The sequence below is a fragment of the Bacillus tianshenii genome, assembly GCA_020524525.2.
Classification (GTDB): Bacteria; Bacillota; Bacilli; order Bacillales; family Bacillaceae_N; genus Bacillus_AV.
The window spans coordinates 1,267,498-1,292,766 of the sequence record CP129018.1 but is presented as its reverse complement, the minus strand read 5'-3'; the positions used below and the strand labels follow the sequence as shown (position 1 = coordinate 1,292,766).

Sequence of the window (25,269 nt, the reverse complement as noted above, 5' to 3'; positions counted from 1 at the left end):
TTACATCGTCTATCATCATATAACGTTCCGACAAATTTCACAACGTTTTGGCAAGAAATTTCGGTTATTCGTCAAGCCTTTCCCTCTTAATGATATGAAGACTTGTCTTTTTCATCTTTTAATTTTTGTGGAGTAACGTCTTTTCCGTTTGGATCAACAATTTTAACCGACTTTAAGGTATCTTTCATTGAACCGCGAAAAGCTTGTAAATATTCTTGGCGTAAATTGTGTTGCTCTTCTTTTTCTTCATTTGTTAAACCTTCTGCTTTAGACTTTCTTGAAAGCTCATTAATACGATTTATTTTTTCTTTTGAAAGCATTATGCTTTTCACTCCTTTATAAGCAGTAACCATTAGAGGCATTTAACATCCCCATACATAGCTCGATCTTAATGCAAATCGTCCTCGTTTGACAAGTGTTCGGTTTCTCTCACGTATTCTCTATAGCGCCTGTGCACCGTTGCTTTACTCACATCGTACCCAAATCCGCGTAATGTCGCTGCAATATCTGCAAATGTCAATTTTCGTTGACGAAGACGCACAATTTCCTCGATTGGGACCTCTTTTCGGTCTCGTCCTGAATTTATGTGTTGATTTTTCAAATTGTTTTGGGGTTGATATCCTTTTTCAACTGCCCGCTTCATTCCACGTTTAATTTTAAGATTATGTAATTTCCGTTGATACTCCTCTACGATTCCGACAATTTCGAGTACCATTGAGTCAGATTCTGATAGCTGAAGCTGTCCTTGCTGACTAACCGTAAAGATGTCTGCTTTATCTTTATTTAATGCATGCAATAACGCAATCTTTGCGTTTCCTCTACCAAGACGTGTTTCATCTTGGATGAGGAGTACTTCAGCCTCTTTATCACGAAAGAGCTGTAATACTTCTAGTATGCCGTCCCGGTCGACATCATAACCACTTGCTTTTTCTGAAATTGTTTGAATAACTTCAAATTCATAATCTACTGCAAGCTTCTGCAGCTCTTCACGTTGACGTTCTAACGAGGAATGCTGGGCTTCCTTCTTTGTGCTAACACGACAATAAATAACGGCTTTCCTCATCAATGTCTTCCTTTCTTAATCTTTCATGACTACTTCAGCCTGATCTAGTTTAACAGGAAGAATGATTTTTTGCCCTGGTTTTAAATAAATACTTTCGACGTTATTTTTACGCTCTACCCATGAAATGAAATCTTGGTTGGAATAATTATGATGCATTTTATATTGTTCAGATAGTTCCCACAATGTATCGCCTTCTTTGATCGTTACTTGCAAATATTCTTCAGCACTTACTGGCTGTAATTCTTTAAATACCATCCCAAAAACAACTGCTGCGACTACAAACAACATAATTAAATAAGATAAGTCCCGTTTCGACATATTATCCCCTCCGAATGTTTGTTCGTACCCTTATGTTAGTGCGAACAATTGTTTCCGTCAAGGGTTTTTTCGAACTTATGTTTGTATCATTAAAAAAAGTTTGCTATAATATGACACAAATCAACGTTGAAATGAGGTGCGATACAAGAATGCCAAAAATCTCAAAGCGGCAACAAGAAATCCTCGATTACATTAAACAAGAGGTACAAAATAAAGGATACCCACCATCTGTACGCGAAATTGGTCAAGCTGTCGGCTTAGCTTCAAGTTCTACCGTTCATGGACATTTAGCTCGACTAGAAAAGAAAGGTCTTATTCGGCGTGACCCGACAAAGCCAAGAGCCATCGAAATTCTTGAAGATGAGTTTGCAGAACGAATTCCACGAAGCGAGACAGTAAATGTCCCAATTATCGGTAAAGTAACGGCTGGTAATCCAATATCTGCAATCGAGAATATTGAAGAATATGTACCTCTTCCTGAACGTTTTGTTCCCACAGATGATGATGTCTTTATCCTAACTGTTGTCGGAGAAAGTATGATTGAAGCTGGTATTTATGACGGCGACTTAGTCATTGTTCGTAAGCAGCAGCATGCAAACAATGGAGAAATTGTCGTAGCGATGACAGAAGAAGATGAAGCAACGGTTAAGCGTTTCTTTAAAGAAAAAGATTATATCCGTCTACAGCCGGAGAACTCTTCTATGGAACCAATTATTCTTCGGAATGTCATGATTCTCGGTAAAGTAATCGGCGTATACCGGGCTATTCATTAAAACTAGTTATTTCAAAGTTTCAAAGAAAAGGAAGCACCGCTCTCTACTTGTAGTAGGGAACGGTGCTTTTTCACATTAATATGTATACCCTGCTTACTTCACAGGTACGGTTTGACAAGCCAAGCGATAACCATATTGAAGCTCTGCCTCTAATTTTTCGTATTCCTTTGGTGTCGGCTCGTTACATAATTCCTTACCGCTTAACACCTCTACTCGACATCGGGTACAATTCCCTTTTTGACACTTATAATCAAGAGGGACATTTTGTTCAAATGCTGAGGCAAGTAGTGACTGACCTTTAACAGGGATAATTTGAAACACTTCATTATTTTGTTTCACTTGAATTTTCATTTCACTCATATCAACTCATTCCTTTCTCATTAATTGATAGTCGATTCTTTCTAGTATATGCAGAGAATGGGCAAATAACAAACCCAACTAAACTTCAATAAAACTGTCTCTTTTATCCATAGAAGATATTACTTATATAGCCCTGCAAATTTTTTTGTTAACATTGTATTAAAAGTGTTTAACAAAAATAAGTAATTTAACAGCAGGTGTTAATATGTTGAAAAATTCATTTTTATTGGTAACGCTAATCATAATAAATCTCTTTGTTTCTTCTACTGCATACGGAAAAGCCGCTCCTCCAACGATTAAAAGTAAAGCTGCCGTTATGATCGATGCTAAAACAGGTGCCATTCTTTTTGAAAAAAATGCAGATGCATCGATGTATCCGGCAAGCTTAACGAAGATGGCAACAGCGATCTATGCGATCGAAAATGGCAATTTAAACGTTATTGTAACCGTAAGTGAGAAGGCAAGGAATACAGACGGGACAAAAGTCTATCTTGAAAAAGGCGAACAAGTCACCCTTAGAAAACTTATACAAGGGCTCCTCATTAATTCAGGCAATGATGCTGGCGTTGCAATTGCTGAGCATTTAAGTGGTAATCTTAAGACCTTTTCTACTGATATAAATAACTATCTAAAAGAAAAAATCAAGGTGAAGCATACACATTTTCAAAACCCGCACGGTCTTTATGACCCAGAACATCAAACAACAGCAAAAGACCTTGCAAAAATTACACAGTATGCTTTAAAAAATGAGACGTTCAAAGAAATATTCGGTACAAAGAAATTAAAATGGAACGGCAAAACGTGGGATACGACCCTTCTTACTCACCATAAATTATTAAGAGGAGAAATTCCTTATGAAGGGATAACAGGAGGCAAAACAGGGTTTGTAAACGAATCAGGATATACGCTTGCAACGTCTGCGAAAAGGGATGACCTAAGCCTTATCGTGATTACTCTAAACAGCAGAACAAATAAAGATGCCTATGATGACACAACGAAGCTATTAGATTATGGATTTAATCACTTTCAACGAGACAGTATAGAGGCAGGTAAAATATTTGAAATTGGTACTGAGAAGTTTCAAGCAACCAAACAATTATTTTTCACACACCTTTTAAATGATGTCATTGATTTAAATATAAAGAATGATGGAACCTTACAAATCAAAGACGGCGAAGGAGACGTTATTCAATCCTTTGATTTACAAGAAGTAAACGAAGAAGCAAGTAATCACTCCTCTAGTATGGAAGAAGATGAGACAAAGGACCTTTTCCAAAAGAATTCTTCCATGTGGCTGCTGATTACAGCACTTCTCCTTTTAAGCAGCTTTGCTATTCTTCGACAAAGATTTAGAAAATAATAGAATCCTCTTGAAGGGCTGGTCAGCATATTCTGGCCAGCCCTTCATACATCTTCCCCACTTCGCCCTACAGTCCAACTCATTTCATCTCTAATCTGCTCAGTACAAACAACAAGAACTCGGCAAACTTAACGTTTTTTCGTTCTATGCTGCCGAAAATTTGGCCAAATTAATTTCTTTCTATTATGCAAGCGCTTTATTCGCAATATTTCCACTATTGGCACATTATTTGCATGTATAAGGGTGAAAAAATAAGGAGAGGAGAATTACAATGGAAACAACAAAATTTGAAAACAACACAACAAATCAAGTACGCCCAAAAACAATGAAAGCAGCAGTGGTCAATGAATTTAAGCAAGAGCTTGAAATTAAAGAGGTCCCTGTTCCTGAGCTTGAATACGGAGAAATACTTGTCAAAATCAAAGCGTGCGGGGTGTGTCATACAGACCTACATGCAGCCCATGGAGATTGGCCAGTCAAGCCAAAGCTTCCATTAATACCTGGTCATGAAGGTGTTGGAATTGTTGAAGAAGTTGCAGAAGGAGTAACTAGTTCAATTAAAGTTGGAGATAAGGTTGGGATCCCATGGTTATACTCCGCTTGCGGTGAATGTGAATATTGTTTAACAGGACGTGAAACACTTTGCCCAGACCAATTAAATGCAGGGTATTCTGTTGACGGCGGTTATGCAGAATACTGTAAAGCACCTGCTAAATATGTCGTAAAAATACCTGATGGAGTGGACCTCGCTGAAATTTCTCCCATCTTTTGTGCTGGGGTTACAACTTATAAAGCCTTAAAAGTAAGTGATGCAAAAGCTGGTGACTGGGTCGCTATTTATGGCATAGGCGGACTTGGACATGTTGCACTACAATATGCGAAAGCCATGGGATTCAATGTGGTCGCCGTAGACATTCAAGACGATAAGCTAGAACTTGCTACAACATTAGGCGCAGACCTTACCGTGAATGCTATGAAGACAGATCCGATTAATGACATAAAAGAAAAGGTTGGGGGTGTCCAAGCTGCGGTAAGTGTTGCTGTGAATAAGAAAGCGTTTGAACAAGCTTATGGTTCAGTGAAACGCGGAGGTACCCTCGTTGTTGTCGGACTCCCTAACGATGAACTACCAATTCCAATTTTTGATACGGTTCTAAACGGAGTTACAGTAAAAGGCTCCATCGTCGGAACGAGAAAAGACTTACAAGAGGCTATTGCATTCGCAGCAGAGGGGAAAGTGAAAACAAATATCTCTACCGATTCCCTTGATAATATTAATAGTATTTTTGACAGAATGGAACAAGGAAAAATAAACGGTCGCGTCGTTTTAACGTTAGATGACTAAGCCTTACTTTCAAAAGTAAAACGAAGGAAAGGGAGAACCGTATATATTTGTTCTCCCTTTTTCATTTTTGGAGGTGGAGATTATGACCAATGAAGTATTATATAAGAAAAGTAATTTAGAGCCACTTGATGAATTTATGGAGTTAGCTCCTGAGATATTTCAAGCATTTGTATCCTTTAATGAGCTTAGCTTAACAGAAGGAGTTTTGTCAGCTAAGTTTAAAGAATGTATCGCCATTGCTATTGCTCACATTACTGGATGTCCCTATTGTATTGAGCTCCATGTTAACCAGTTCAAAAAGAAAGGCGGCACAAAGGAAGAAATGTCGGAGGCTATCATGGTCGCTACTTCTTTAAAAGCAGGTTCCGCACTTGCGCACGGAGTGAATGCCCTAAACTCGTATGATGACACAGAAAGAGAAATCTTATACAAACAATCTTATTTCGATAGATTGAAAGAATTTGCTGACCTTAATAAACCACCCTTTTCTTCTTTTGTTCAATTCGATCAATTATCCATTAAACCAGGTAGTCTTTCTACAAAAGAAAAAGAATTAATTGCCGTCGCTTCAGCCCACACAACCGGTTGTCCCTATTGTATTGATTTGCATACAAAGAGGGCCAAAAAGTTCGGGGCAACAAAAGAAGAAATAGGCGAGGCTGTTTTTGTATCCACTGCTCTAAAAGCAGGTTCTGCACTTGCCCATGGGGTAAATGCCCTTCAATCATATGATTCGTAACGAAGTCGACATACCCTCCTTAAAAATCATGATGATTCTTTTGGAGAGTATGTTTTTTCATTTAACAAATAACGAAGCTTACGAATAGAAATGTTCAATCGTTTAGCCGCTTCTTTTCGGTTACCAAGTGTGTCACGCAACGTCTCTTGTATTAATGCTTTTCCTAATTCTTTTTCGAAACCTTTTACCCTATTCAGAACGCTTTCTAGTTGAATTTCGTCTTCCTTATTCACGACACTTATAATCTCTTCTATACATGTATTCAACATTTCTTCAATTTCACATAAAGGCTCAACCTCACCAGCCCGTTCATTGTTTGTCACTTTAAAACTTGAAGGTAAGGAATCTTTTGGTAATGGTAAGTCTTCAGCAACGATTATTTTCTGTTCCGGGTCAGTTAGCATTACTGCTCTAGTCAATACATTCATCAGCTCTCGCACATTTCCTGGCCAGTCATAGCTTTGTAACCTTTTCATGGCATCTACTGAAAACGTTAATTCATTTTCAGTATGCTTTTGCAAAAACATTTCAACTAACACTGGTATGTCTTCTTTTCGATTACGCAGGGGTGGAATCGTCAAGGTAACAACGTTTAATCTATAAAATAAGTCTTCTCGGAACTTCTTCTTTTTAACTGCTTCCATAAGATTTTCATTTGTCGCAGCAAGTACTCTTACATTGGTTCGAATATGCTTCTCACTGCCAATTCTCATAAACTCCCCTGTCTCTAAAACTCTAAGAAGCTTTACTTGAATCGCATGTGACGCTTCAACGATTTCATCTAAAAACAAGGTTCCATTATTCGTCACTTCAAATAATCCTTTTCTTTCACGTGTTGCACCTGTAAATGAGCCTTTTTCATGACCAAAAAGCTCGCTTTCTAGTAGTGATTCCGAAATCGCACCACAATTTACTCCGATAAAAGCCTCTTGATTTTTTGGGCTAGCCTCATGAATAAATCGAGACAAAACTTCTTTTCCGGTACCTGTCTCTCCTTCAATCAGTACATTTACATTCTTTCTGGAAACCTTATATGCTGTTTTCAATAAATCCTTCATTTCTTGATTTTCTCCAACGACCAGCCCAGCATCCTGAGCAATTTGATAAACCTTTTGTTCTGTTTCAGAAATATCTGATATTAAAAAGTCATCAATTTGCTGCTCTAGGACATCAAGTTCATCAAATGGTTTCGCAATATAATCATTGGCTCCCCTCTTGATTGCTTCAACTGCTGTTTGAATCGTACTGTGTCCTGTCATGATAATGACTTTACACTGCGGTTGTGCCCTTTTTAACTTTGTTAAGATCTCAAGTCCACTTATATCCGGCAGCATTAAATCCACTAATGCTAGATGGAAGAGGTCTTTTGTTAAATCTAGGTGTTCAAACTCGTTCCCACTGTAGAGAACTGTTGACTCATAGCCTTTTGTTCTAAATAAATGGGACAAAAAATTCCCGACTTCTCTTTCATCGTCAATAATTAGAAGACGAATCATTTTATCCCCCCTGCTATTTGAGTGGAATTCGCAATACAAAAAGACTCCCTTTTCCTACTTCACTACTTACCTCAATCGTCCCTCCGTGAGCTCTAGCAATTCCTAGACTAACTGACAAGCCGAGCCCCGTCCCTTTATTAGAACCTTTCGTTGTATGAAAAGGATGGAAAATTTCATTCAACCGTTCCTTCTCAATGCCCATTCCGTTATCTCGTATTGAAAGAAAGATTGCCTTTTCATCCTGATAAGTACTGATTTCGATCATTTTATCTGTTGTTTCAAAACTTTCAAATGCATCTCTCGCATTAATAAGAAGATTTATAATGACTTGCTCAATTTGAGGTTGATTTCCATAGAAAGTTGGTAAACTTTCATCTAAAGAAGCCATAACCTTGATCTGATTTCGTTCAATTTGAAACTTTACTAAGTTTAATACCTGGTCCACCGCGTGATTCAATGAACAATGATCAAAGGAATAATCATCTTGCCGAGAAAAAGTAAGCAAGCTTTTAATTATATTTTTACACCGATCTCCACAGTTCTTAATGTCCTGCAACATTATATAAGAATGCTCTTCTTTCGGAGTTGAACGCATCAACAGCTGGGAGTTTCCTAGAATTGCAGTAAGCGGACTATTTAATTCATGGGCAACCCCTGCCGCCATTTCACCAATTGCAGCTAACTTTCCTGAATGCAGCAGTTGAACTTCCATCTTTCGTTTTTCCGTTACATCTTTCATATTTACAATTACTGCATACATTTCCATCTCATCATTATGGACAGGGTAAGCATACATTTCACATGTGCGATTCTTATCAAACTGGACCTCTTCGTATGTTTGCTTCCTTGAACCAATGGTTTTCTTTACTAAATTTAAACATTCTACTCCTAACGATGAATGAAAATCGATTACTGAATTAGATTGGTGCCACTCAAAAAAGTTGTTCAAAGCATGGTTATACTGAAGTACATTCATATCGGTATCAAAAATCATAATTAAATCATCTACTGCTTTAAATGTATCTTCCCATTCTTTTTTCCCCTGAAGCACTTGATTATATAAACGGGAATTATCAATACTGACGGCTAAATGATCTGCAAGCTGCTCTAAAAACAACTGGTCTGAAGATTCCCAAACTTCATCTTTTTTTCTCCCAAAGCTTATCACGCCTATTACTTTACTTTTAATATAAACAGGTAACACAAGCACATTTTTGATGTTTAATTGGAGAAGGAGTTCTTTTTCAAAAGAAGCATAGGAAGAATCAGTTAATGACTGAGCTTTTCGTTTTTTTTCTTTAACAACACTCCAATAGATCGAATTTTCACACGGGATGTTAGTACCCTTCTCTAAAATCTTAGAAGTATCAGGGTACACATACGTTAAAGAAAGATGGTCATTGTTTAATAGAGAAAGACTTAATCGGTCAAAATTGATAATAGCCTTCAGCTTCAATGCTACATTTTCTAAAATAGCATCGATCGACATATCCACCTTAATGCTTTTCATAACTTCATTCATAATTTCGAGCTGTAAATTTTTCTTTTTTAATTGTTCAATGCTTGTTTTTAATTCTGTGTAATAATTTTTCTTCGACGACTTAACTCCAGTTAAACGGGAAATCATTTCTTCCTTTTTATCGTGAATCAAAATGCATCCTCACTCCAAACTTGAAATTTCACATCGCCTTTAAGATTAACTGTTTTACATTCTTAATCGTCGTATCTCTTGGGTTTGTAATCATACAGGCATCGGCAATAGCGATTTCACTCATTGATGAAACGTGTTCTTCTGTTAGGCCTATTTCCTTTAAGGATTGTGGTGCTCCGATATCACGAGAAATTTCATTAACGAGATTGATTGCCTGCATTACTGCTTCCTTTTCTGTCATGCAACGCGTATCCACGCCCATAAGTTGTGCTATCTTTTTAAACTTATCAGGGGCTGCGATAAAATTAAATTCCATCACGTGAGGCAGCAAGATCGCGTTAATTTCACCATGAGCCATCGGAAACCTTCCCCCAATCGCATGTGAGATTGCATGTGCAGCACCTAATATGGCATTTGAGAAGGCGAGTCCAGCCTGTAGGCTTGCCATTGCCATTGCTTCCTTTGCACTTCTATTTGTTTTAGATGCCACCGAAGGCCTCAAATTTTTAGCTACAAGTGTGAGAGCACTTTCTGCCTGAATATCTGTTAAAGATGTGGAGGCTATACTGACATATGACTCAATTGCATGAGTAAGCACATCCATTCCTGTTGAAGCTGTAAGAGAAGGGTCTTTCGTTACTAATGTATATGGATCAACAATCGCGATATCAGGGATGAGCGTCTTTGAGACAATCGTCATTTTCTTTTTCCTTTTGCTGTCTACAATAACTGAAAATTGCGAAACTTCCGAGCCTGAACCCGCTGTTGTCGCTACCATCACCATAGGTGGAAGAGGCTTTTCAATTTTATCGACGCCTTCGTATTGATGAATTTCCACCTGATTTGTCGCAAGAATAGCAATCCCTTTTGCTACATCAAGAGCACTTCCTCCGCCTACCCCTATAATCGCATCACATTCCTGCTCAATATATATCCGACTCCCCTTTTCTACCTCATAATCCTTTGGGTTCGTCGTCACTTCATAAAATGACGACCACTCTAAGCCAGAATTCTTACAATTTTCTATAATCCTTTCCAACCAACCTGCTTCAATAACACCGCGGTCACTAACGATTAAGACTTTTTTTGCCCCAAGTCGCCTGCATGCATCCCCTGTTTGTTCAATTGCATTACTGCCAAAAATAATTTCAGGCGTTACAAACTTATTAATATGCACCTTAATCACCTTTTCTGGAATTTGATAGAGAAATTAAGCTAATCAAATTTTGAAAACCTATAGTGTTTAAGATTATAACATAAGTAACTTGAAAACTATGTAATGCTTCTTGATATGAGAGAAGTAAAAATCAAGGCGCACCAAAATGACTGACCCAGTTCGAGTCAGCCATTTTAAGGAGTTATTTATAGATAATATCTTCTCGTAATGAAGCGACTTTCGTTAATGCCTCATCAATATCATTTTCAGGTACATCATAGTGTGCTAGTGCATCATGAAGATGTTTGGCAATCGCATCAAATTGAGCTGGCTGTATATCCATTCCTTCATGGGCCTTTTCCATCGACTTGCCTGAGTATTGATTTGGTCCACCTAACGCAAAGCTAATAAACTTTGTTTGGTGCTGACGCTGCTTTTCCATGTCTGTATTTTCAAAAAAGTGATTTACTGACGGGTCCTTCAAAACCAACTCATTATAGAAATAGTCCACTACTTTTGCAACCGCTTCTTCTCCACCAATTTTCTCATAAATTGTTTGTGCCATTAAAATAAAACACTCCTTCATCAATTGATTGGTAATACTGTACCCAATAATTAGTCCTTTCACACATTTGAATGCAAAAGGCACTTAATATTCAACGTTTTAACTACAATAATTTGTTACTATTTTTCACTACCATTCTTTGCTTTTAAGATAACATTAACCTCAAATGTTGTTGTAATGTCATTATTTTGTTTGTAGATGATAAACTCAAAAGTTACAGTTCCTTTGCTGCCTCTTGAAGATACTTTTGTTTGTGAAACCTTAACTTCTGTATATAGAGTGTCATTTGGATAGACAGGTTTATGCCAACGTAAATGATCGATCCCTGTTCCACCAATAATTTCTTCACCATGTATGCCAGCCCTTATCCACTTTTCCCAAACGAGCGCAACTGTCTGAAAGCCTGAGGCTATTACTCCCTTAAAGACACTATTATTGGCAAATTCACGATCAATATGTATAGGCTGAGGATCATATTTTTCTGCAAAACTAAAAACCTCTTCCTCTGAAACCGTGACTGGTTCTAATTTAAATACTTGTCCAACTTCTAATTCTTCAATATACATTTACTTCGCTCCTTTTTATGTAAGGAAAATATCAATCTACCTTCATGATTAAATTCAAACATTTCTGAAAAATAAAAGCAAATAAAATAATTTTTTAACTTAACTTTATCGGGCGCGATCATATTGCTTAATTAGAAAAAGGACCAAACTCACCGAGTTTAGTCCTTTTTCTTTAACCCCTTATTTTTAACAAGTTGTTTCTTCCCAAATAATTAACTAAAAGCCAGCTCTTTTTCACGTAACTTAAGCGTTTCATCTGTAAATTGATGCACTTCCTGCAGAAGCTCTGGGTTGTCCATTAGCGACATGCCATAAGAAGGAATCATTTCTTTTATTTTTGTTTCCCACTCTTTCATTTGTTCTGGGAAGCATTTGTTGATTACTTCAAGCATAACGTGCACAGCAGTAGAAGCACCTGGAGAAGCACCTAATAATGCTGCAATTGAGCCATCATCGGCAGTAATTACTTCTGTACCAAATTGAAGTGTACCTTTACCGCCATCTTCAGTATCTTTGATAACTTGTACACGTTGGCCTGCTACTACTAAATCCCAATCCTCGCTTTTAGCGTTCGGGATAAAATCACGCAACTCTTCCATACGTTGCTCTTTCGATAGCATAACTTGTTGAATCAAGTATTTTGTCAATGACATTTCTTTTGTACCTGCTGCTAACATCGTTAAAACATTATTCGGCTTTACGGAAGTTACTAAATCCAGCATTGAACCAGTTTTTAAGAACTTTGGTGAGAAGCCTGCAAATGGTCCAAATAACAGCGATTTTTTATTGTCGATAAATCTTGTATCAAGGTGTGGAACCGACATTGGTGGAGCCCCAACCTTTGCTTTTCCATATACTTTTGCATGGTGCTGTTCGATAACCTCTGGATTTTTACATACCATAAATAGTCCGCTTACTGGGAAACCACCAATATGTTTCCCTTCTGGGATACCGGATTTCTGCAATAAATGCAGGCTTCCGCCACCGCCTCCAATAAAGACGAACTTTGCAGTATGGTGTTCAATCGTATTTCCATCGTGATCCTGCACTTTCACTTCCCACAAACCATCACTAGTACGCTTAATATCATGCACAGTATGGTTGTAATTTATATTGACATTATTACTCTCTAAGTGACTAAATAACTTGCGCGTTAAAGCACCGAAATTTACGTCTGTTCCAGAGTCAATTTTTGTTGCAGCAATCGGTTCATCCGATGCGCGGTCTTGCATAATAAGCGGCAGCCATTCCTTCAGCTTTTCCGGATCATCGGAATAATCCATTCCTTTGAATAGCGGATTGTTTGTCATCGCTTCAAAACGTTTCTTTAAAAATGTTACATTGTTTTCCCCTTGTACGAAACTCATATGAGGCAATGACATGATAAAGTCCTGTGGGTTTTGGATTAGCTTGCTCTTTACAAGATAAGACCAAAACTGCATTGAAAGCTGAAACTGTTCATTAATTTTAATCGCTTTACTAATATCAACAGTTCCATCAGACTTTTCCTTTGTGTAGTTAAGCTCGCATAGTGCAGCATGTCCTGTTCCAGCATTGTTCCATTCGTTAGAACTTTCTTCCCCTGGCTTTGTGAGCTTCTCAAACACTGTAATCTTCCAATCGGGTGCTAACTCTTTCAAGAACGTCCCTAAAGTCGCACTCATGATTCCTGCGCCGATTAAAATGACGTCTGTTTTAGTTTCTCTGTTGCTCATTTTTCCCAACCTTTTCCCCTGAAATTTGCAGAAAAGATGACGTTACACCAAGTAAGGTGCAACCCAGTTATACACCTTTTCCGTCTTAATTATAACCCTATCATAGTATTAATAGATTAATTTATCTACTATTATATGATAATTATAAACGTTTTTAAAATCCAGTGAAAAGTGCGAAAAGTCTATTTATAATAGCTAATAATAGGCAAAACCCAAAGTCTCAACCCAGATTCTAACAAGGATAAAGTTCTGCATTTACTAATATTAGTCTTCTTTACCACGAAAAAATCATATAATTTGAAAAATATCTTTTTCTATATTATTAAAATATTTTTCGAATAAAGAGATACAGTAAAGCTGTTTTAACCTATCATAACATAAGCTTTACGTGTATAAAAATTTATTATTATGCATATTTTACTATAGTAAGAATAAAAAATATTGTTTTGTAAATATACTTCTAAAAATGGAAACTGAATAAAGTAATAGATACTTTTTCTTCAATATCAAACAGTTCATTGAGTCAAGAAAAAAATAATCAATTTTTTTCTCAAATTAATATCATTTTGCGATGAATCCGGTAATTAGAATGATAAAAAGCGCTAATTTAACCCCTTTAGTTGAAATTGAACCTTGGATAAATACGTTCTCCTTCGTTAGATTATCCTTTAAGTTGTTGACCTTTTCACACTTCTCCTGAACCCTTAAAGCGTTGAATACACATTATAGCTTTATTACAAATGACACCATTCACAAGTAGATAAAAAGCAATCTATTTCTTTCAACAAAGTATCTAATGATTATACTTAACCTCCAAAGGACCAACCAAACAAAAAGAACAACGTCATACCTGCAAAGGCAATACTTATGAGTAAAGCAAAAATGGGGATGACCTTATTTTTTCCAATTTCTTTTTTAGTACCAATCACTCCAAAGATAAGTCCTAATAAAGCTGTATATGGGGCTATTTTAATAAAATTCAGTATAGCTCCCAAACCATCATTGCGAAAGAGGGAAATGATAAAAAGAATAAACTGAATAACAAAAGCTGCTAATATGATTGCAGACAATCTTCCTGATAAAGTTTTTGGCATATATGAAAAACTCCTTTCGATTCTCTAACCCCTACTCAAGTGTATCTTCATTGACAAAATCAAGGAGATAATTCACCATAAAGGTATATTATTCCATAAAAAGGAGCGAAGAAGAAATGAATAAGAAAGTTTTGTTTGGACTCCTTTTATTATTGGTTTTTTCATTGTTTTCTATATTTACTATCTCTGAACAAGCTTTTTATCCAGGTGCGTATAAGACTAGTTATGATAAAAACGAACGGATACTATACGTAAATCTAGATAAGACATCTCCAGAAATGAAACCGATTAAAATGAATGATAAGCAGATGAATCAAGCTTTAACATTTTCGATGAAAAACCACCATCTAAAGGAATATTGGAACACCCAGTACCGTTTGATCATTCCGATATTTATTATGGGTGGGTTGCTATTATGGAAACGTTTTTTCAATTCGATATTAACTAAATTTATTACATATAAAGCATATACATTGTTGTATGTCCTCGGGTTGATTAGTGTAGTTATTTGGAACGTCTATTATATCCAATCAAAGCATGAAGAAATTTCAATGTTATTAGAGCAGTTAATACGACAGGAGAATGGATAATCCTCCGTATCTAATCAAATAACACCACTTTAATTGAAGAGTTCGATTCATCATTAATGAAACATGCCATGATGTTTTTTACTCTCTTTTAAACTGGGAGTCTTAATACATCCTTTGATTTTTTTGCAGACGAACTTTTTTGCCTTATACCTCAATTATTAGTATAGTTTCTATATTTTTTAGGACCTTCTAATTCAAGGTCCTTATAACCTTGGATAATGTTAGTATGTACCCCCTCAAGAGGTATTGTGTCATACATGGTACCACGCTCGTATTCATAGTATGCTGTCATCATTCCCTCACCGCGATTTTCTTTATAACCTTCGATTCCATTTTTAATCCGAAAATAAGTTTCCAAAAAAGGGTCCTGGACACTCTTCTTTGTCATTTTGCCAGCGATTTGATCAAATTCTTCATTCATTCTTTCACCAAAATCAAATTGGCCTTGCACAACAGCTCTTCCATCTTCAATTTCAACTATAGTACCTATATTTCCATTATAGTATACATATTTTTTCGTCTCGCCGACTCGAAAGATATATTCATGGTATAAACTATCACTTTCAAGCGGCTTAAAATCCAAATTTAAAGGTAAAGAAATTGCAGCTCTACGCGCTAACACGCTATCATCTTGATTTAAAGCATCTTTATTAAATTTATAGTCTTCTGACGTAATAAACACCATATTACGAATACTTTCATATCGCACATGATAACCCAATTTTTCAGTAACAAACCGAATAGGAACAAACACTCGACCATTTTGTAATTTAGTGGCAACATCCATTTCAATTTTATGATTATTTTTATACGCTTGTTGACTGTTGTTCTTGATTACTAATAGATCTCCCATCTTATTTTGTATAATGGCAGTTTTAGAAGAATTATCCCAAAGGTAAGAAAGATTCATAGATGAAAGACTTCGAATAGGAATCAACAAACGTTGTTCTTTAAAATAAGGCTTAGCATCTGTTTGAATAAATTTACCGTTTACATTGATTTCAACGTAGGCAGTATCATTAATTGTCTTAGCTGACACTGTTGAATTACTACAAAACAGACTAAAAACAAATAGCATTGATAATAGAATTTTTTTCATCTAAGCCCTCCTACAAAATAAAAAAATTACATAAAAACCATTTTTATGTATCCTTACATTTTATATTAACATTTAATGAAGTTCCTTGAACAATAGAAATTCCAATATTTACATAATATTATAATTAATGTACGCTTATTATATTGGAAATATATCGGAGGTGATTTATGTGATTAATAGGATGTTACTGTTATATCTATCCCTATTATTAACCTTAACTTTTACAGGCTGCAATCAGGATAAAACGGTAAAATCCATTGCTGAGTTAACTCGAGAAAACAAAGAATTAAAACGAGAATTAAATGACTTAAGAGTAAATACGAATGAAAAAAACCGTTCTAACAGAGAAGCTTTACATGCTAGAGTCCAGCATTTAGATAATGAAATCTCTTACTATCAAAAGGTGATTAAAGAGTTGTTAGAAAATAACGTTAGCAATAACAACTTTGGTATTTTTAACCCAAAACAAATCACAAAAGGTGAAAAAATAAGTGATTTAACAGTTGAAAATATTAACGATAGCGATTCAGAAAGCAAAATTGATATTACATTTAAAGGAAAATTCATTATGAAGGGGGACGTCTTTGTTTCAAAAGCCAGTGGTAATTATTTATTTAGAGTTCAACCAGGATATCTTGCAAAAATACCGAAAACAATTAAGGATTTGGAAAAAGGAGCTATTGTTTTTATGATTAATAACCCTAACAAGCTCATAGATTCGTTGGCTGATAAGAGTAAAATGATTGATGACTCAAATGCTTTAAACATTAAAGCTGAGTTTACAAACTACAGGTACCTTTATATTCCCGAGTCAGATGCGGTTCATTCAGCAAACATAGAAACCCTTATAACCGAGTGAACTCGCTCAATTAGCTTCTTAGCTAATTGAGCTCAAGGATTATTAAGGGTTTAATCCTAATTCAGCTTGTAGCAATTCTTGTCGTTTACAATTGTGCAGTTATTATTTATTTTGATTTTTTATTCTTTAAATTCTTCCCAAACATCCTTTTGAGTTTCTGTTTGAAAACCTGACAGTTCTTTGTACCATAATTTTTCATTTTCACCGAGGTGAGAATCGATTTGAGTTAATATCCTGTTTATAAGCTTGCTTTTTTCTTCTATCTCTTTTTTATATCCCTCAACCTCTTCACCATGTTTTTTATTCATTAACCCAGAATAACTGTTTATTATGTCATCTATTAACATCCCAATCGCCGACATTTCTCCACTCATCCTGTGAAACTCTTTACTTAATTGTCTGAGTTCCCCTAAGTGTCTTTCTAAATAAACATCGCCCTTTTCTTTTTGTAATCTGGAAACCCAAAAGTCAACACTAGTCTCATTAAGCTTATTCATAGTCTTTCTTACTGTTAATTGATTTTCTGCTCCGACCTGAGCCATAAAGTGTTGTTTTTCTTTATATAGATAAAAATTAAAACAAAGCGAGATTATTAAAAACAAAACAAGAGTATAGTTTATGATTTTATATTTTTTTTGCAACTATTTCTCCTCCGCGTATAAATTTTAAAACCATTACCTCCCTCAAACATTCTGTTGCAATTAGCTTCAGTATAAAATTTACTTACTAATTATTTACCCTTCCACCTATATGGGATTTTCGACCATTCGTATAACAGAATAAACAAGAACATCATAAAACAGACTCCGATACTATCTAGCCACTTAACTTTACCTTTTAGGACTATTTGGCAAATGATTGATCCTATAAAATAAATTAAAGGGAGCCTGATGCTTTTCTTAAACATACTATCACCACCTGACTTTAAGCTATATAAAAAGGCGTATCCGCTCATTGATTGATACGCCCCAAGTAGGTGTTAAATTAACTACCAATTTATTTAGGTTTAATTAACATTCAATTCATAATGATAAAACTGTTCATCACGTTTGTATCCATTTTTCTCGTATAGCCTCTGAGCATTGTAGTTGTCAGGAGCTGTACTAAGGTTTATACTACACGCTCGGGTTTCAACGGCATAATCTTTTGCTTTTTGCAGCAGAATCTCTCCAATTCCTTGTTTTCTAGACTTCACATCTACATACAAATCGTTTAAGGTCCATGCTCTTTTCATAGATATTGATGAGAAAGTAGGATAGAGCTGGGTAAAGCCTAAGTACTCTTGTTGATGTTTAACTACAAATATGACTGAATCCTTTCTTTCCAAGCGTTCTTTTATGTAACTCTTTGCACCTTCTAAATCTGAAGGCTGTTCATAAAACACCCGATACATATTAAACAAATTTGTTACCCCTTCTAGATCCTCAATTGTAGCTTGATATGTTTCCATATACGTTCTCTCCTAACCAAAGTTGATAATTTTATTTCAGTTTGAACTAACTTGCATTAATTTTTATTGATTTTAACTCCATTAAATCATCAATTACAATATCTGCTTGAGCAAGTTCATCTTCTCGGGCAAAGTCAAAGTTACAACCTACTGCTAATAACCCATTATGCTCTGCTGCCTTTATATCAGATAAGCGGTCTCCAATTACTACTGCTTTTTCTATATTATATTTTTTTATAATCATCTGAACTAATTCTGTTTTATCAAGCGACTTGATTTGCTGAATACTAAATGTTTCTGTAACCCATTGATCTAACTTATAGTAGCTTACAATGGTCTTCAAATATTCCATTAATCCATTACTCGCTATGTATATGAAACAATCATTCTCTTTTAAATAACGAAACAGTTCAACAACATTTGGATACAAGGCGCCTCTCCCATTTTTTATGTTTTCAATTAATTTCCCTTGAAAGAAATCATTTGCTTGCTCCCGAACCTTACTTGAATGACTCGGTAATAAAGTTGCCCATACAGTTGGTAAGGGTACACCCATAATTTCACGATATTTTTGAATTGGCGTTTCTGCCTCCCATAAATTTAAGGACCTTAAATATTCAAACGTGTTCTCAAGAGATAACTCTAATATTTTATCTGTTTGAAATAGTGTCCCATCCATATCGAAAATAAATGATTGTCTCATAGTTCCCGCTCCCATAATTTTTGTAAGTCGACCAGTTCACTTCATTCCAATTATTACAAAAAACCACTTACTCGACAATCAAATCCTCGAAAATTATCCAAAACCTACATTTTTGCAAGCTCAATTCATACACTTCTCTTAGAGGTGATGAAAGATGCCAAGAGTAAAATATACAGACAGTGATGTTGCTTTAATGGCGAGGATGATGAGAGCAGAAGCTGAAGGTGAAGGGCGACTAGGAATGCTAATGGTCGGTAATGTGATTGTAAATCGACTAAAAGCGAATTGTTTAGACTTTAAAGATTTAAGGACAATACGGCAAGTGATTTTTCAAGTGCAGGGAGGAAATTATTCTTTTGAAGCAGTGCAAAAAGGTAACGTTTTTTATAACAGAGCAAGAAGTGTTGAAAAAAGATTAGCCAGACAAAACTTAAACTATTGGAGACAACACCCTTCAAAATATGCTCTTTGGTATTTTAATCCGTATGGAGCATGCCCTTCTCAATGGTACGGTCAGCCGTTCACAGGACAATTTAAAGAACATTGTTATTATGAACCAGAGGCTAATACGTGTGAAGGTGCATATCGCTGGTAGAAGATATTTTACAACATAAAAAAGGGTTTGAGTTTGGGATATTCCAAATTCAGACCCTTTTCTCTCTATTTATTAACCTCTCCTAGACCAAATTACTACAGGAATAAGAGCTAGTGATAAAAGCCCTCCCGCTAAAGATAAGACAGCGAAGCTTGTGTTAGCTACTACCATTCCAGAAAGAGCTCCGCCAGAAGCACCTGCTAAAGCAATAAGAACATCAAGTGTCCCTTGCGTTTTTGCACGTGTGGCAGGCTCTGTCGAATCAACAACTTGAGCCGTCCCACTAATTAAGCCAAAGTTCCAGCCTAAACCAAGCAAGGAAAGAGCGATTACGATTAGAACAACAGAATCCCCTGGTGCAAATGCAGCTAATAAACCAGCAAATAACAAGGTAACACCTGCTGCTATACTCATCGCTGTTCGTCCTACTTTATCAACGAGGACGCCAGTAATAAGTGAAGGAAGATACATCGCGCCGATATGAAAACCTATCACAATTCCGACTTCAGATAAGCCATGGCCATGATGTTCCATATGAACAGGGGTCATAGTCATGATGGCAACCATCACAATTTGGGTTAGAACCATGACCGTCGCTCCAACCGCAAGTCCTCTTTTGTTTATTGTTTTATCAATCGCATCTAATTCAATATCATACTTATTTTCTCTTTTATATACTGCTATTTCGTTCGCAATTAACAGAGGGTCTGGACGCAACATTATAAAGAGTACAAGACCAGCTAGGATATATGCAGACGCAGATAAAATGAAGGGCCCTGCAAGTGCTGGAACACCAATCAAAATCGCTACTTCCCCCATCACACCCACTAAATTCGGACCTGCAACAGCGCCAAATGTTGTCATAACCATTGTAACGCTAATAGCAGTCGCTCTTTGTTTCTGATTGGCTAAGTCAGTTCCTGCATAACGAGCCTGCAAATTTGTCGCAGTCCCTGCACCATAAATCAGCAAAGAAGCAAATAAAAGAATGACACTATTCAACAAGGCGGCAATGATCACTCCAATTGAACCAAGTCCGCCTACAATAAAACCCAATGCTAGGCCTGTTCGTCGGCCGTGACGTTGAGATATCCGTCCTACAATTAAAGCTGCGCCTGCTGAACCTAACGTAAATAAAGCTGCCGGAACTCCTGCAAAGGCATCTGTACCAAGCATTTGTTGAGCTAAGAGCGCACCTACAGTGATACCAGCTGCTAAGCCAGCCCCTCCAAATATTTGCGAGATACTTACCACAACTAGTACTTGCTTATACAACTTATTTAGATTAGCAGGAGTATCTATGTAACTTTGCACTGATTCCTGCACCCTACTTTCCACTTCTAAACACCTTCTTATCCCCCATTTGTATTGTCTCAATCCAGACAATCTTATATCACCTGAAATCTAATCAACTAATTAATTGAATGATTGAATTTTAAGTATAAACATGCGCTTTGTCAATTCCTTTACCTCCATTTGTTACATATGCAGTTTTCGGATTTAGCAAGATTATGTGGCCATGATGTTCTTTTGATCCTTTACAAAACTTGATAGTGAATGATACTATTCAACTAATAAGTTGACTAGTTTAATTTAGGGATGTGCGTTTACATGGATGCAAGAACTTTTAAAGATCGAATTTATTACGAATTCACTCGTATTGGTAAGGTTTTATCCAGCCCTAAGCGATTAGAACTGCTGGATTTGCTTTCTCAGTCACCCAAAACCGTTGAAACATTATCGAAGGAAACGAAGATGTCAACAGCAAACACTTCTAAACACTTACAAACATTGCTCGAAGCACGTTTAGTAACGTATAAAAAAGAAAAAAATTATGCCATTTATCAATTAGCGAACCCAAAAGTTACGGAACTTTTATTCTCCATAAAATCTGTTGCAGAAGAACAAATAGCAGATATCAACCTTCTACGCGAAGAGTTTATTGTAAGAGGAAATGAGTTAGAAACGATTGGACTAGAGGAATGGATAGAACGCAGGAAAGATGAGAGCCATGTCCTCATCGATGTTCGACCGAAAGCAGAATACCTAAATGGATACCTAGATGGAGCTATTTCTATCCCGATGGATGAATTGAATGAGTATATAAGCAGCCTTCCGAAGAATCAAAAGATTATCGCTTATTGCCGTGGTCCATACTGTGTATATGCCACCGAAGCTGTAAAGCGTTTGAAATCAGAAGGCTTCGAAGCCGCTCGCTTGGAAGCCGGTATTCATGAATGGAACCAGTATAAAGAAAATATCACTCATTAGACGTAAGGAGAATTAAGAAATATAACCATTTAGAAAGAGCCTGATTACTGAATCAGGTTCTTTTGGTTCTTTTTAAGAGGTGATGAAGATGAATAACCAATCGACTCAAACTCAAGTAGGTGTGAAAGAAAATATTGCACAATTTGTCTTATTAGTAGTCATTAATTTATTTGTAGGCTCGATGGTCGGTTTGGAAAGAACGATATTACCGATTATAGGAGAAGAACGTTTTGGATTAGCATCTATAAGTGCTGCTCTGTCCTTTATTGTCAGCTTTGGTTTTTCAAAAGCAATCATGAATTTCTTTACAGGTAGTCTTGCTGATCGAATGGGTAGAAAGCAAGTGCTTCTTATTGGCTGGGCTGTCGGGTTGTTTGTTCCTATTTTGGTCATTTTCGCTCATGTTTGGTGGGTCATTGTTGTCGCGAACATTCTTCTCGGTATTAACCAAGCTTTAACTTGGTCGATGACCGTTAATATGAAGGTCGACCTTGCTAAATCAACACAAAGAGGACTGGCTGTTGGGTTCAATGAATTTGCTGGGTATACAGGCGTTGCGGTAATGGCAGCAGTATCAGGCTATGTTGCATCAACTTATTCCTTAAGTCCAGAACCTTTTTACATTGGAATTGTCCTTGTCATTATCGGCTTCATTTTATCATGGCGAAAGAAAAGAGCATACAGTGAACGAGTAGCCGGCTGGCCGGAAGAAGCGCTTTCTAATTATATCGCAACGATGCATGAAGCAAGGCCTTTCATGCCGCCGTTTGTTGGAACAGAAGAAGAGCGTGACGCACTTGCTCATTTTATCACAAAATCTGTAGCTAAATCTGAAAGCTAAATGGCGAAAGGAGAACAGTAGAATGAAATCATTCATCTACCTCCAAGCAACGTTCATTCCAAATGATTTTGAGCTTCCGATTCCCGGAAACGTGCCTTTTTTCAAGTTTTTAATCGTTTTCAGCTTTTTGCTTCATATCATCTTTGTGAACATGACATTATCGGGTGCTGTCTTTGCTGTATATCATGAAATAAAAGGGATCATTACAAAGCAAAAAGTATATGACAGACTTGCCTTTCAGCTGGCCACCCAAACGTCAATTTTTAAAAGTATTGCTGTTGTGCTCGGCGTAGCACCATTGCTGCTTATCAGCGTTATTTACACACAGTTTTTTTACCCGTCTACCATTTTAATCGGGAAGGCATGGCTAAGTATTATCTTGCTGTTAACAATTGCTTTCTTACTGTTATACGCGTATAAATTTACGTGGGTGCGATTGAAGCGGAATAAAGGCATACACTTAATGTTCGGTTTGTCAGGTACACTTATTCTTTTATTCATTCCACTCATCTTTATCGTAAATATCGTATCTATGCTCTACCCTGAAATGTGGTCTGGGGCGAATGGCTTTTTCCATAGCCTGTTCTACTACCCGCAAATTTGGCAGCGTTACGCCCACTTTATATTAACTAGTTTTGCAGTAATGGGCATTTTCATGTACTTATGGAACCGCCGACAACTCAGTAAATTACATGCATCACTGAACGAAAACGATTCAAGTGCGCAGTCGGAAACAGCTGCTACGACTGAAAAAGAAAACAAAGAAGCACCTATTTACAATGCAGGTAAAAGGTTCGGTATCAGCATGACCTTCTGGACAACAATTTTACAATTTATATTCGGAAGCCTCGTGCTTGTCAGCCTTGAAACAGATAAAATGCTTCTGTATATGGGAGGAGATTCCTTCTTAACAGGGTTGCTCATCGCTTCAATTGCAGTCACGATGCTGCTCACATTTTTCTTATATTTAGTCATGAGAACGGATGCGAAGCGTTGGGTGAATTTAGCAGCAACTTCTTTCCTCATCGTCGTGGCGTTAATGGGCTGGATGCTTCACGAAGTTCGTGAATTATATGTTGAACCACACCGAGAGGCTAATCCGCCAACTGTTATGCAAGAAGAAGCACCGACATTAAACGCTTTAAACAAGGAAGAAAAATAAGTATTACATAGGTAAAGGGTGCCCGAACAATTGGTGCACCCTTTATTATTATTTTTATCAAATGCTTTCATATCCATCATTATTTGCTCCAAATTGAGCTATCAGGAACATAACAATTTCGGAGTTGAGTTTTGTTGGAATTACTGTACTAGACCTTATACAAAGTTACAGTTGTTCTCCACCTAATCCCCTTCTACCGTACATCTATTTCCAATCACCTCCACTAACTCCTCTTGGTATCCTGCTTTTCTACTCGCTTTCATTGCTTCTTTTACCATTTGCAGTTCCGGAAGTGATACGGATTCTAGCTTCCTTAAACGTTCGTCTGATAATGTGACCTCTGACATGGCCAGCTCATAATATTGCTCATCATATAACCATAGCTTTACATGTTTAGGGTATCTTTCTTTAAGACGCTGTGCCATTTGTAAGCCTTCAGGATCAAAGTCACCTGAATAATACAACGTGTTCCCTTGCTCGACCAATTTATCCATCAACACGAAGGCTGAGAGCTTAAATTGACCATGGGTACAAACTAGAGCGGGATATACCTCACCCCCACAATGATCAAGCACTTCTGAATAGACACTCGAATTTTCAAGAATAAAGACGTTTTTCCCTTTAGAAGGATAAATGGCATCGTACTTAATTAATTCTCGCAATGGTACGTTTAAAACAGTATTCGTTTGCAACGCGTGCTCCCACACTTTATGTCTCTCTCCCGCTTCTTCTGCTATTAGCCCTGTACACGTAACAAAATTCAATATATCATCCCGTAAAATGCCTACCGAATAAAGTAAATCATTTTTTGCTTCAGTTGATGGGACATCAGTCATGCCTTTTTGAAATTGCAGTGCGTGGAGAAATAACTTTCCACCAAGCTCGTGCAAATCTAATCCATGGGGGGTCTTTCACCGTGCGTTGTGCAAACAGAGGCAATCGCTCAAATTTCCCTGCAGGTGGCAGCTGCTTTAATGCTTCACACACTTTCGTTAGTTCCGTTTTCAGATGTTGTGCATCTTGCTCATATTGCAGATGAATAAAGCGTGCAAAGCTTTTATTCAATCCAATTTCTTCTAGCCATTCCCTATGTGTTGGAAACTTTTCGATAAGTGAGTGAAAGAAAGCCTGCTTTGTTCTCGCCGCTTCCTCTTCTACTTCTCGGTTCGTCTTTATTTCTTCCCCGAAAAAAAAGTGATAACAGTTCTTCGAACGGAATTGAGGAAAATCGTGTATTTTCTAGTGCAGTTGCAAACCCTTTTAAAGAGATTGAAGGTTTAGTTGCGTATGTAAAATCTTTTCCAAAAAAAGCGCCTAACGCTTGTTTTTCCTCATCAGTATATTGTGTTAATGAAACTGTTCCCCCAATTCTTCCTAACGATTGATACCGTTTACGCATATGAATAAACAGCTTTTCAAAGCCGGGTTCACTTCGAAAAAACAAAATCGCCTCTTGTCTAATCTTTTCCATTTCATTCACTCCAAAAAGGAAGGTGCC

29 protein-coding genes are annotated in these 25,269 nt (G+C 36.8%); 10 read left to right on the top strand and 19 right to left on the bottom strand.

Annotation, left to right across the window (positions count from 1 at the left end; genetic code table 11):
• Positions 1–86: 86 nt before the first annotated feature.
• The 3 genes from LC040_06505 to LC040_06495 form a co-directional block, all read right to left on the bottom strand.
• Positions 87–320, bottom strand: coding sequence for a DUF896 domain-containing protein (locus LC040_06505; protein ID WLR52543.1), 234 nt, complete (start codon positions 318–320; stop codon positions 87–89).
• A gap of 68 nt (positions 321–388) precedes the next feature.
• Positions 389–1,063 carry a recombinase family protein gene (locus LC040_06500; protein ID WLR52542.1) on the bottom strand — a complete coding sequence of 225 codons (675 nt, stop codon included), beginning with the start codon at positions 1,061–1,063 and terminating at the stop codon, positions 389–391.
• A gap of 15 nt (positions 1,064–1,078) precedes the next feature.
• On the bottom strand, positions 1,079–1,381 hold the full coding sequence (locus LC040_06495) for a LysM peptidoglycan-binding domain-containing protein (protein ID WLR52541.1): 303 nt from the start codon (positions 1,379–1,381) through the stop codon (positions 1,079–1,081).
• Between the two features lie 149 nt (positions 1,382–1,530).
• Here LC040_06495 and lexA point away from each other — a divergent pair, with 149 nt between their 5' ends.
• Positions 1,531–2,154 carry a transcriptional repressor LexA gene (gene lexA / locus LC040_06490; GenBank protein WLR52540.1) on the top strand — a complete coding sequence of 208 codons (624 nt, stop codon included), beginning with the start codon at positions 1,531–1,533 and terminating at the stop codon, positions 2,152–2,154.
• 93 nt (positions 2,155–2,247) lie between these two features.
• On the opposite strand, the gene LC040_06485 is transcribed toward lexA, so the two are convergent.
• Positions 2,248–2,514 (bottom strand): 2Fe-2S iron-sulfur cluster-binding protein, encoded by a 267-nt coding sequence (locus LC040_06485; GenBank protein ID WLR52539.1) that lies wholly within the window; start codon positions 2,512–2,514, stop codon positions 2,248–2,250.
• Between the two features lie 205 nt (positions 2,515–2,719).
• Between LC040_06485 and LC040_06480 the strand changes: the two genes are divergently transcribed.
• The 3 genes from LC040_06480 (at position 2,720) to LC040_06470 (ending at position 5,958) form a co-directional block, all read left to right on the top strand.
• The gene (locus LC040_06480) at positions 2,720–3,874 is read left to right on the top strand and encodes a D-alanyl-D-alanine carboxypeptidase family protein (GenBank protein WLR52538.1); all 1,155 of its coding nucleotides are present in this window, start codon (positions 2,720–2,722) and stop codon (positions 3,872–3,874) included.
• 325 nt (positions 3,875–4,199) lie between these two features.
• Complete coding sequence (adhP, locus tag LC040_06475; protein WLR53214.1) at positions 4,200–5,219, top strand: alcohol dehydrogenase AdhP; 1,020 nt, start codon at positions 4,200–4,202, stop codon at positions 5,217–5,219.
• A gap of 82 nt (positions 5,220–5,301) precedes the next feature.
• Entirely contained in the window at positions 5,302–5,958 is a 657-nt protein-coding gene (locus tag LC040_06470) for a carboxymuconolactone decarboxylase family protein (protein ID WLR52537.1), read from the top strand.
• Between the two features lie 26 nt (positions 5,959–5,984).
• On the opposite strand, the gene LC040_06465 is transcribed toward LC040_06470, so the two are convergent.
• From LC040_06465 to LC040_06435, 7 genes are all read right to left on the bottom strand, one after another.
• Positions 5,985–7,454 (bottom strand): sigma-54 dependent transcriptional regulator, encoded by a 1,470-nt coding sequence (locus LC040_06465; GenBank protein ID WLR52536.1) that lies wholly within the window; start codon positions 7,452–7,454, stop codon positions 5,985–5,987.
• A gap of 13 nt (positions 7,455–7,467) precedes the next feature.
• Positions 7,468–9,081, bottom strand: coding sequence for an ATP-binding protein (locus LC040_06460; protein WLR53213.1), 1,614 nt, complete (start codon positions 9,079–9,081; stop codon positions 7,468–7,470).
• Between the two features lie 52 nt (positions 9,082–9,133).
• Entirely contained in the window at positions 9,134–10,282 is a 1,149-nt protein-coding gene (locus tag LC040_06455; GenBank protein ID WLR52535.1) for an iron-containing alcohol dehydrogenase, read from the bottom strand.
• A 181-nt stretch (positions 10,283–10,463) separates the two neighbouring features.
• Positions 10,464–10,826: a group 1 truncated hemoglobin gene (locus LC040_06450; protein ID WLR52534.1), complete on the bottom strand. Its 363-nt coding sequence runs from the start codon at positions 10,824–10,826 to the stop codon at positions 10,464–10,466.
• Between the two features lie 119 nt (positions 10,827–10,945).
• Positions 10,946–11,392, bottom strand: a complete 447-nt coding sequence (locus tag LC040_06445) for a MaoC/PaaZ C-terminal domain-containing protein (GenBank protein ID WLR52533.1) — start codon at positions 11,390–11,392, stop codon at positions 10,946–10,948.
• Positions 11,393–11,604: 212 nt separating this feature from the next.
• Complete coding sequence (locus LC040_06440) at positions 11,605–13,107, bottom strand: malate:quinone oxidoreductase (GenBank protein ID WLR52532.1); 1,503 nt, start codon at positions 13,105–13,107, stop codon at positions 11,605–11,607.
• Between the two features lie 806 nt (positions 13,108–13,913).
• Entirely contained in the window at positions 13,914–14,201 is a 288-nt protein-coding gene (locus tag LC040_06435) for a hypothetical protein (GenBank protein ID WLR52531.1), read from the bottom strand.
• A 116-nt stretch (positions 14,202–14,317) separates the two neighbouring features.
• On the opposite strand from LC040_06435, the gene LC040_06430 reads away from it, so the two are divergent.
• Positions 14,318–14,791 (top strand): hypothetical protein, encoded by a 474-nt coding sequence (locus LC040_06430; GenBank protein WLR52530.1) that lies wholly within the window; start codon positions 14,318–14,320, stop codon positions 14,789–14,791.
• A gap of 151 nt (positions 14,792–14,942) precedes the next feature.
• Here the strand turns inward: LC040_06430 and LC040_06425 are convergent, their stop codons facing one another.
• Positions 14,943–15,890 (bottom strand): stalk domain-containing protein, encoded by a 948-nt coding sequence (locus LC040_06425; GenBank protein ID WLR52529.1) that lies wholly within the window; start codon positions 15,888–15,890, stop codon positions 14,943–14,945.
• 169 nt (positions 15,891–16,059) lie between these two features.
• Here LC040_06425 and LC040_06420 point away from each other — a divergent pair, with 169 nt between their 5' ends.
• Complete coding sequence (locus tag LC040_06420; GenBank protein WLR52528.1) at positions 16,060–16,749, top strand: hypothetical protein; 690 nt, start codon at positions 16,060–16,062, stop codon at positions 16,747–16,749.
• Positions 16,750–16,868: 119 nt separating this feature from the next.
• Here the strand turns inward: LC040_06420 and LC040_06415 are convergent, their stop codons facing one another.
• From LC040_06415 to LC040_06405, 3 genes are all read right to left on the bottom strand, one after another.
• Entirely contained in the window at positions 16,869–17,390 is a 522-nt protein-coding gene (locus LC040_06415) for a hypothetical protein (GenBank protein WLR52527.1), read from the bottom strand.
• A 365-nt stretch (positions 17,391–17,755) separates the two neighbouring features.
• On the bottom strand, positions 17,756–18,199 hold the full coding sequence (locus LC040_06410) for a GNAT family N-acetyltransferase (protein WLR52526.1): 444 nt from the start codon (positions 18,197–18,199) through the stop codon (positions 17,756–17,758).
• Positions 18,200–18,245: 46 nt separating this feature from the next.
• Positions 18,246–18,902 (bottom strand): HAD hydrolase-like protein, encoded by a 657-nt coding sequence (locus LC040_06405; protein WLR52525.1) that lies wholly within the window; start codon positions 18,900–18,902, stop codon positions 18,246–18,248.
• A 154-nt stretch (positions 18,903–19,056) separates the two neighbouring features.
• Between LC040_06405 and LC040_06400 the strand changes: the two genes are divergently transcribed.
• Entirely contained in the window at positions 19,057–19,497 is a 441-nt protein-coding gene (locus tag LC040_06400) for a cell wall hydrolase (protein WLR52524.1), read from the top strand.
• A 72-nt stretch (positions 19,498–19,569) separates the two neighbouring features.
• Here the strand turns inward: LC040_06400 and LC040_06395 are convergent, their stop codons facing one another.
• Entirely contained in the window at positions 19,570–20,835 is a 1,266-nt protein-coding gene (locus LC040_06395) for an MFS transporter (GenBank protein WLR52523.1), read from the bottom strand.
• Between the two features lie 273 nt (positions 20,836–21,108).
• Here LC040_06395 and LC040_06390 point away from each other — a divergent pair, with 273 nt between their 5' ends.
• The 3 genes from LC040_06390 (at position 21,109) to LC040_06380 (ending at position 23,771) form a co-directional block, all read left to right on the top strand.
• Positions 21,109–21,768 carry a metalloregulator ArsR/SmtB family transcription factor gene (locus LC040_06390; GenBank protein ID WLR52522.1) on the top strand — a complete coding sequence of 220 codons (660 nt, stop codon included), beginning with the start codon at positions 21,109–21,111 and terminating at the stop codon, positions 21,766–21,768.
• Between the two features lie 88 nt (positions 21,769–21,856).
• On the top strand, positions 21,857–22,609 hold the full coding sequence (locus tag LC040_06385) for an MFS transporter (protein ID WLR52521.1): 753 nt from the start codon (positions 21,857–21,859) through the stop codon (positions 22,607–22,609).
• A gap of 22 nt (positions 22,610–22,631) precedes the next feature.
• On the top strand, positions 22,632–23,771 hold the full coding sequence (locus LC040_06380) for a cytochrome c class I (protein WLR52520.1): 1,140 nt from the start codon (positions 22,632–22,634) through the stop codon (positions 23,769–23,771).
• A 182-nt stretch (positions 23,772–23,953) separates the two neighbouring features.
• Here LC040_06380 and LC040_06375 read toward each other — a convergent pair whose 3' ends face one another.
• From LC040_06375 to LC040_06365, 3 genes are all read right to left on the bottom strand, one after another.
• The gene (locus LC040_06375; protein ID WLR52519.1) at positions 23,954–24,535 is read right to left on the bottom strand and encodes a DUF2399 domain-containing protein; all 582 of its coding nucleotides are present in this window, start codon (positions 24,533–24,535) and stop codon (positions 23,954–23,956) included.
• A 64-nt stretch (positions 24,536–24,599) separates the two neighbouring features.
• On the bottom strand, positions 24,600–24,947 hold the full coding sequence (locus LC040_06370; protein ID WLR53212.1) for a TIGR02679 domain-containing protein: 348 nt from the start codon (positions 24,945–24,947) through the stop codon (positions 24,600–24,602).
• Positions 24,859–25,242: a TIGR02679 domain-containing protein gene (locus LC040_06365; GenBank protein WLR52518.1), complete on the bottom strand. Its 384-nt coding sequence runs from the start codon at positions 25,240–25,242 to the stop codon at positions 24,859–24,861. Before LC040_06365 ends, LC040_06370 begins: the two co-directional genes overlap by 89 nt.
• Positions 25,243–25,269 lie beyond the last annotated feature (27 nt).

Bases quoted from the DNA above. Each gene is read 5' to 3' on its own strand.
- LC040_06505 (WLR52543.1), bottom strand. From the start codon at position 320: ATGCTTTCAAAAGAAAAAATAAATCGTATTAATGAGCTTTCAAGAAAG.
- LC040_06500 (WLR52542.1), bottom strand. From the start codon at position 1,063: ATGAGGAAAGCCGTTATTTATTGTCGTGTTAGCACAAAGAAGGAAGCC.
- LC040_06495 (WLR52541.1), bottom strand. From the start codon at position 1,381: ATGTCGAAACGGGACTTATCTTATTTAATTATGTTGTTTGTAGTCGCA.
- lexA (WLR52540.1), top strand. From the start codon at position 1,531: ATGCCAAAAATCTCAAAGCGGCAACAAGAAATCCTCGATTACATTAAA.
- LC040_06485 (WLR52539.1), bottom strand. From the start codon at position 2,514: ATGAGTGAAATGAAAATTCAAGTGAAACAAAATAATGAAGTGTTTCAA.
- LC040_06480 (WLR52538.1), top strand. From the start codon at position 2,720: ATGTTGAAAAATTCATTTTTATTGGTAACGCTAATCATAATAAATCTC.
- adhP (WLR53214.1), top strand. From the start codon at position 4,200: ATGAAAGCAGCAGTGGTCAATGAATTTAAGCAAGAGCTTGAAATTAAA.
- LC040_06470 (WLR52537.1), top strand. From the start codon at position 5,302: ATGACCAATGAAGTATTATATAAGAAAAGTAATTTAGAGCCACTTGAT.
- LC040_06465 (WLR52536.1), bottom strand. From the start codon at position 7,454: ATGATTCGTCTTCTAATTATTGACGATGAAAGAGAAGTCGGGAATTTT.
- LC040_06460 (WLR53213.1), bottom strand. From the start codon at position 9,081: ATGATTTCCCGTTTAACTGGAGTTAAGTCGTCGAAGAAAAATTATTAC.
- LC040_06450 (WLR52534.1), bottom strand. From the start codon at position 10,826: ATGGCACAAACAATTTATGAGAAAATTGGTGGAGAAGAAGCGGTTGCA.
- LC040_06445 (WLR52533.1), bottom strand. From the start codon at position 11,392: ATGTATATTGAAGAATTAGAAGTTGGACAAGTATTTAAATTAGAACCA.
- LC040_06440 (WLR52532.1), bottom strand. From the start codon at position 13,107: ATGAGCAACAGAGAAACTAAAACAGACGTCATTTTAATCGGCGCAGGA.
- LC040_06435 (WLR52531.1), bottom strand. From the start codon at position 14,201: ATGCCAAAAACTTTATCAGGAAGATTGTCTGCAATCATATTAGCAGCT.
- LC040_06430 (WLR52530.1), top strand. From the start codon at position 14,318: ATGAATAAGAAAGTTTTGTTTGGACTCCTTTTATTATTGGTTTTTTCA.
- LC040_06425 (WLR52529.1), bottom strand. From the start codon at position 15,890: ATGAAAAAAATTCTATTATCAATGCTATTTGTTTTTAGTCTGTTTTGT.
- LC040_06410 (WLR52526.1), bottom strand. From the start codon at position 18,199: ATGGAAACATATCAAGCTACAATTGAGGATCTAGAAGGGGTAACAAAT.
- LC040_06405 (WLR52525.1), bottom strand. From the start codon at position 18,902: ATGAGACAATCATTTATTTTCGATATGGATGGGACACTATTTCAAACA.
- LC040_06400 (WLR52524.1), top strand. From the start codon at position 19,057: ATGCCAAGAGTAAAATATACAGACAGTGATGTTGCTTTAATGGCGAGG.
- LC040_06390 (WLR52522.1), top strand. From the start codon at position 21,109: ATGGATGCAAGAACTTTTAAAGATCGAATTTATTACGAATTCACTCGT.
- LC040_06385 (WLR52521.1), top strand. From the start codon at position 21,857: ATGAATAACCAATCGACTCAAACTCAAGTAGGTGTGAAAGAAAATATT.
- LC040_06380 (WLR52520.1), top strand. From the start codon at position 22,632: ATGAAATCATTCATCTACCTCCAAGCAACGTTCATTCCAAATGATTTT.
- LC040_06365 (WLR52518.1), bottom strand. From the start codon at position 25,242: ATGGAAAAGATTAGACAAGAGGCGATTTTGTTTTTTCGAAGTGAACCC.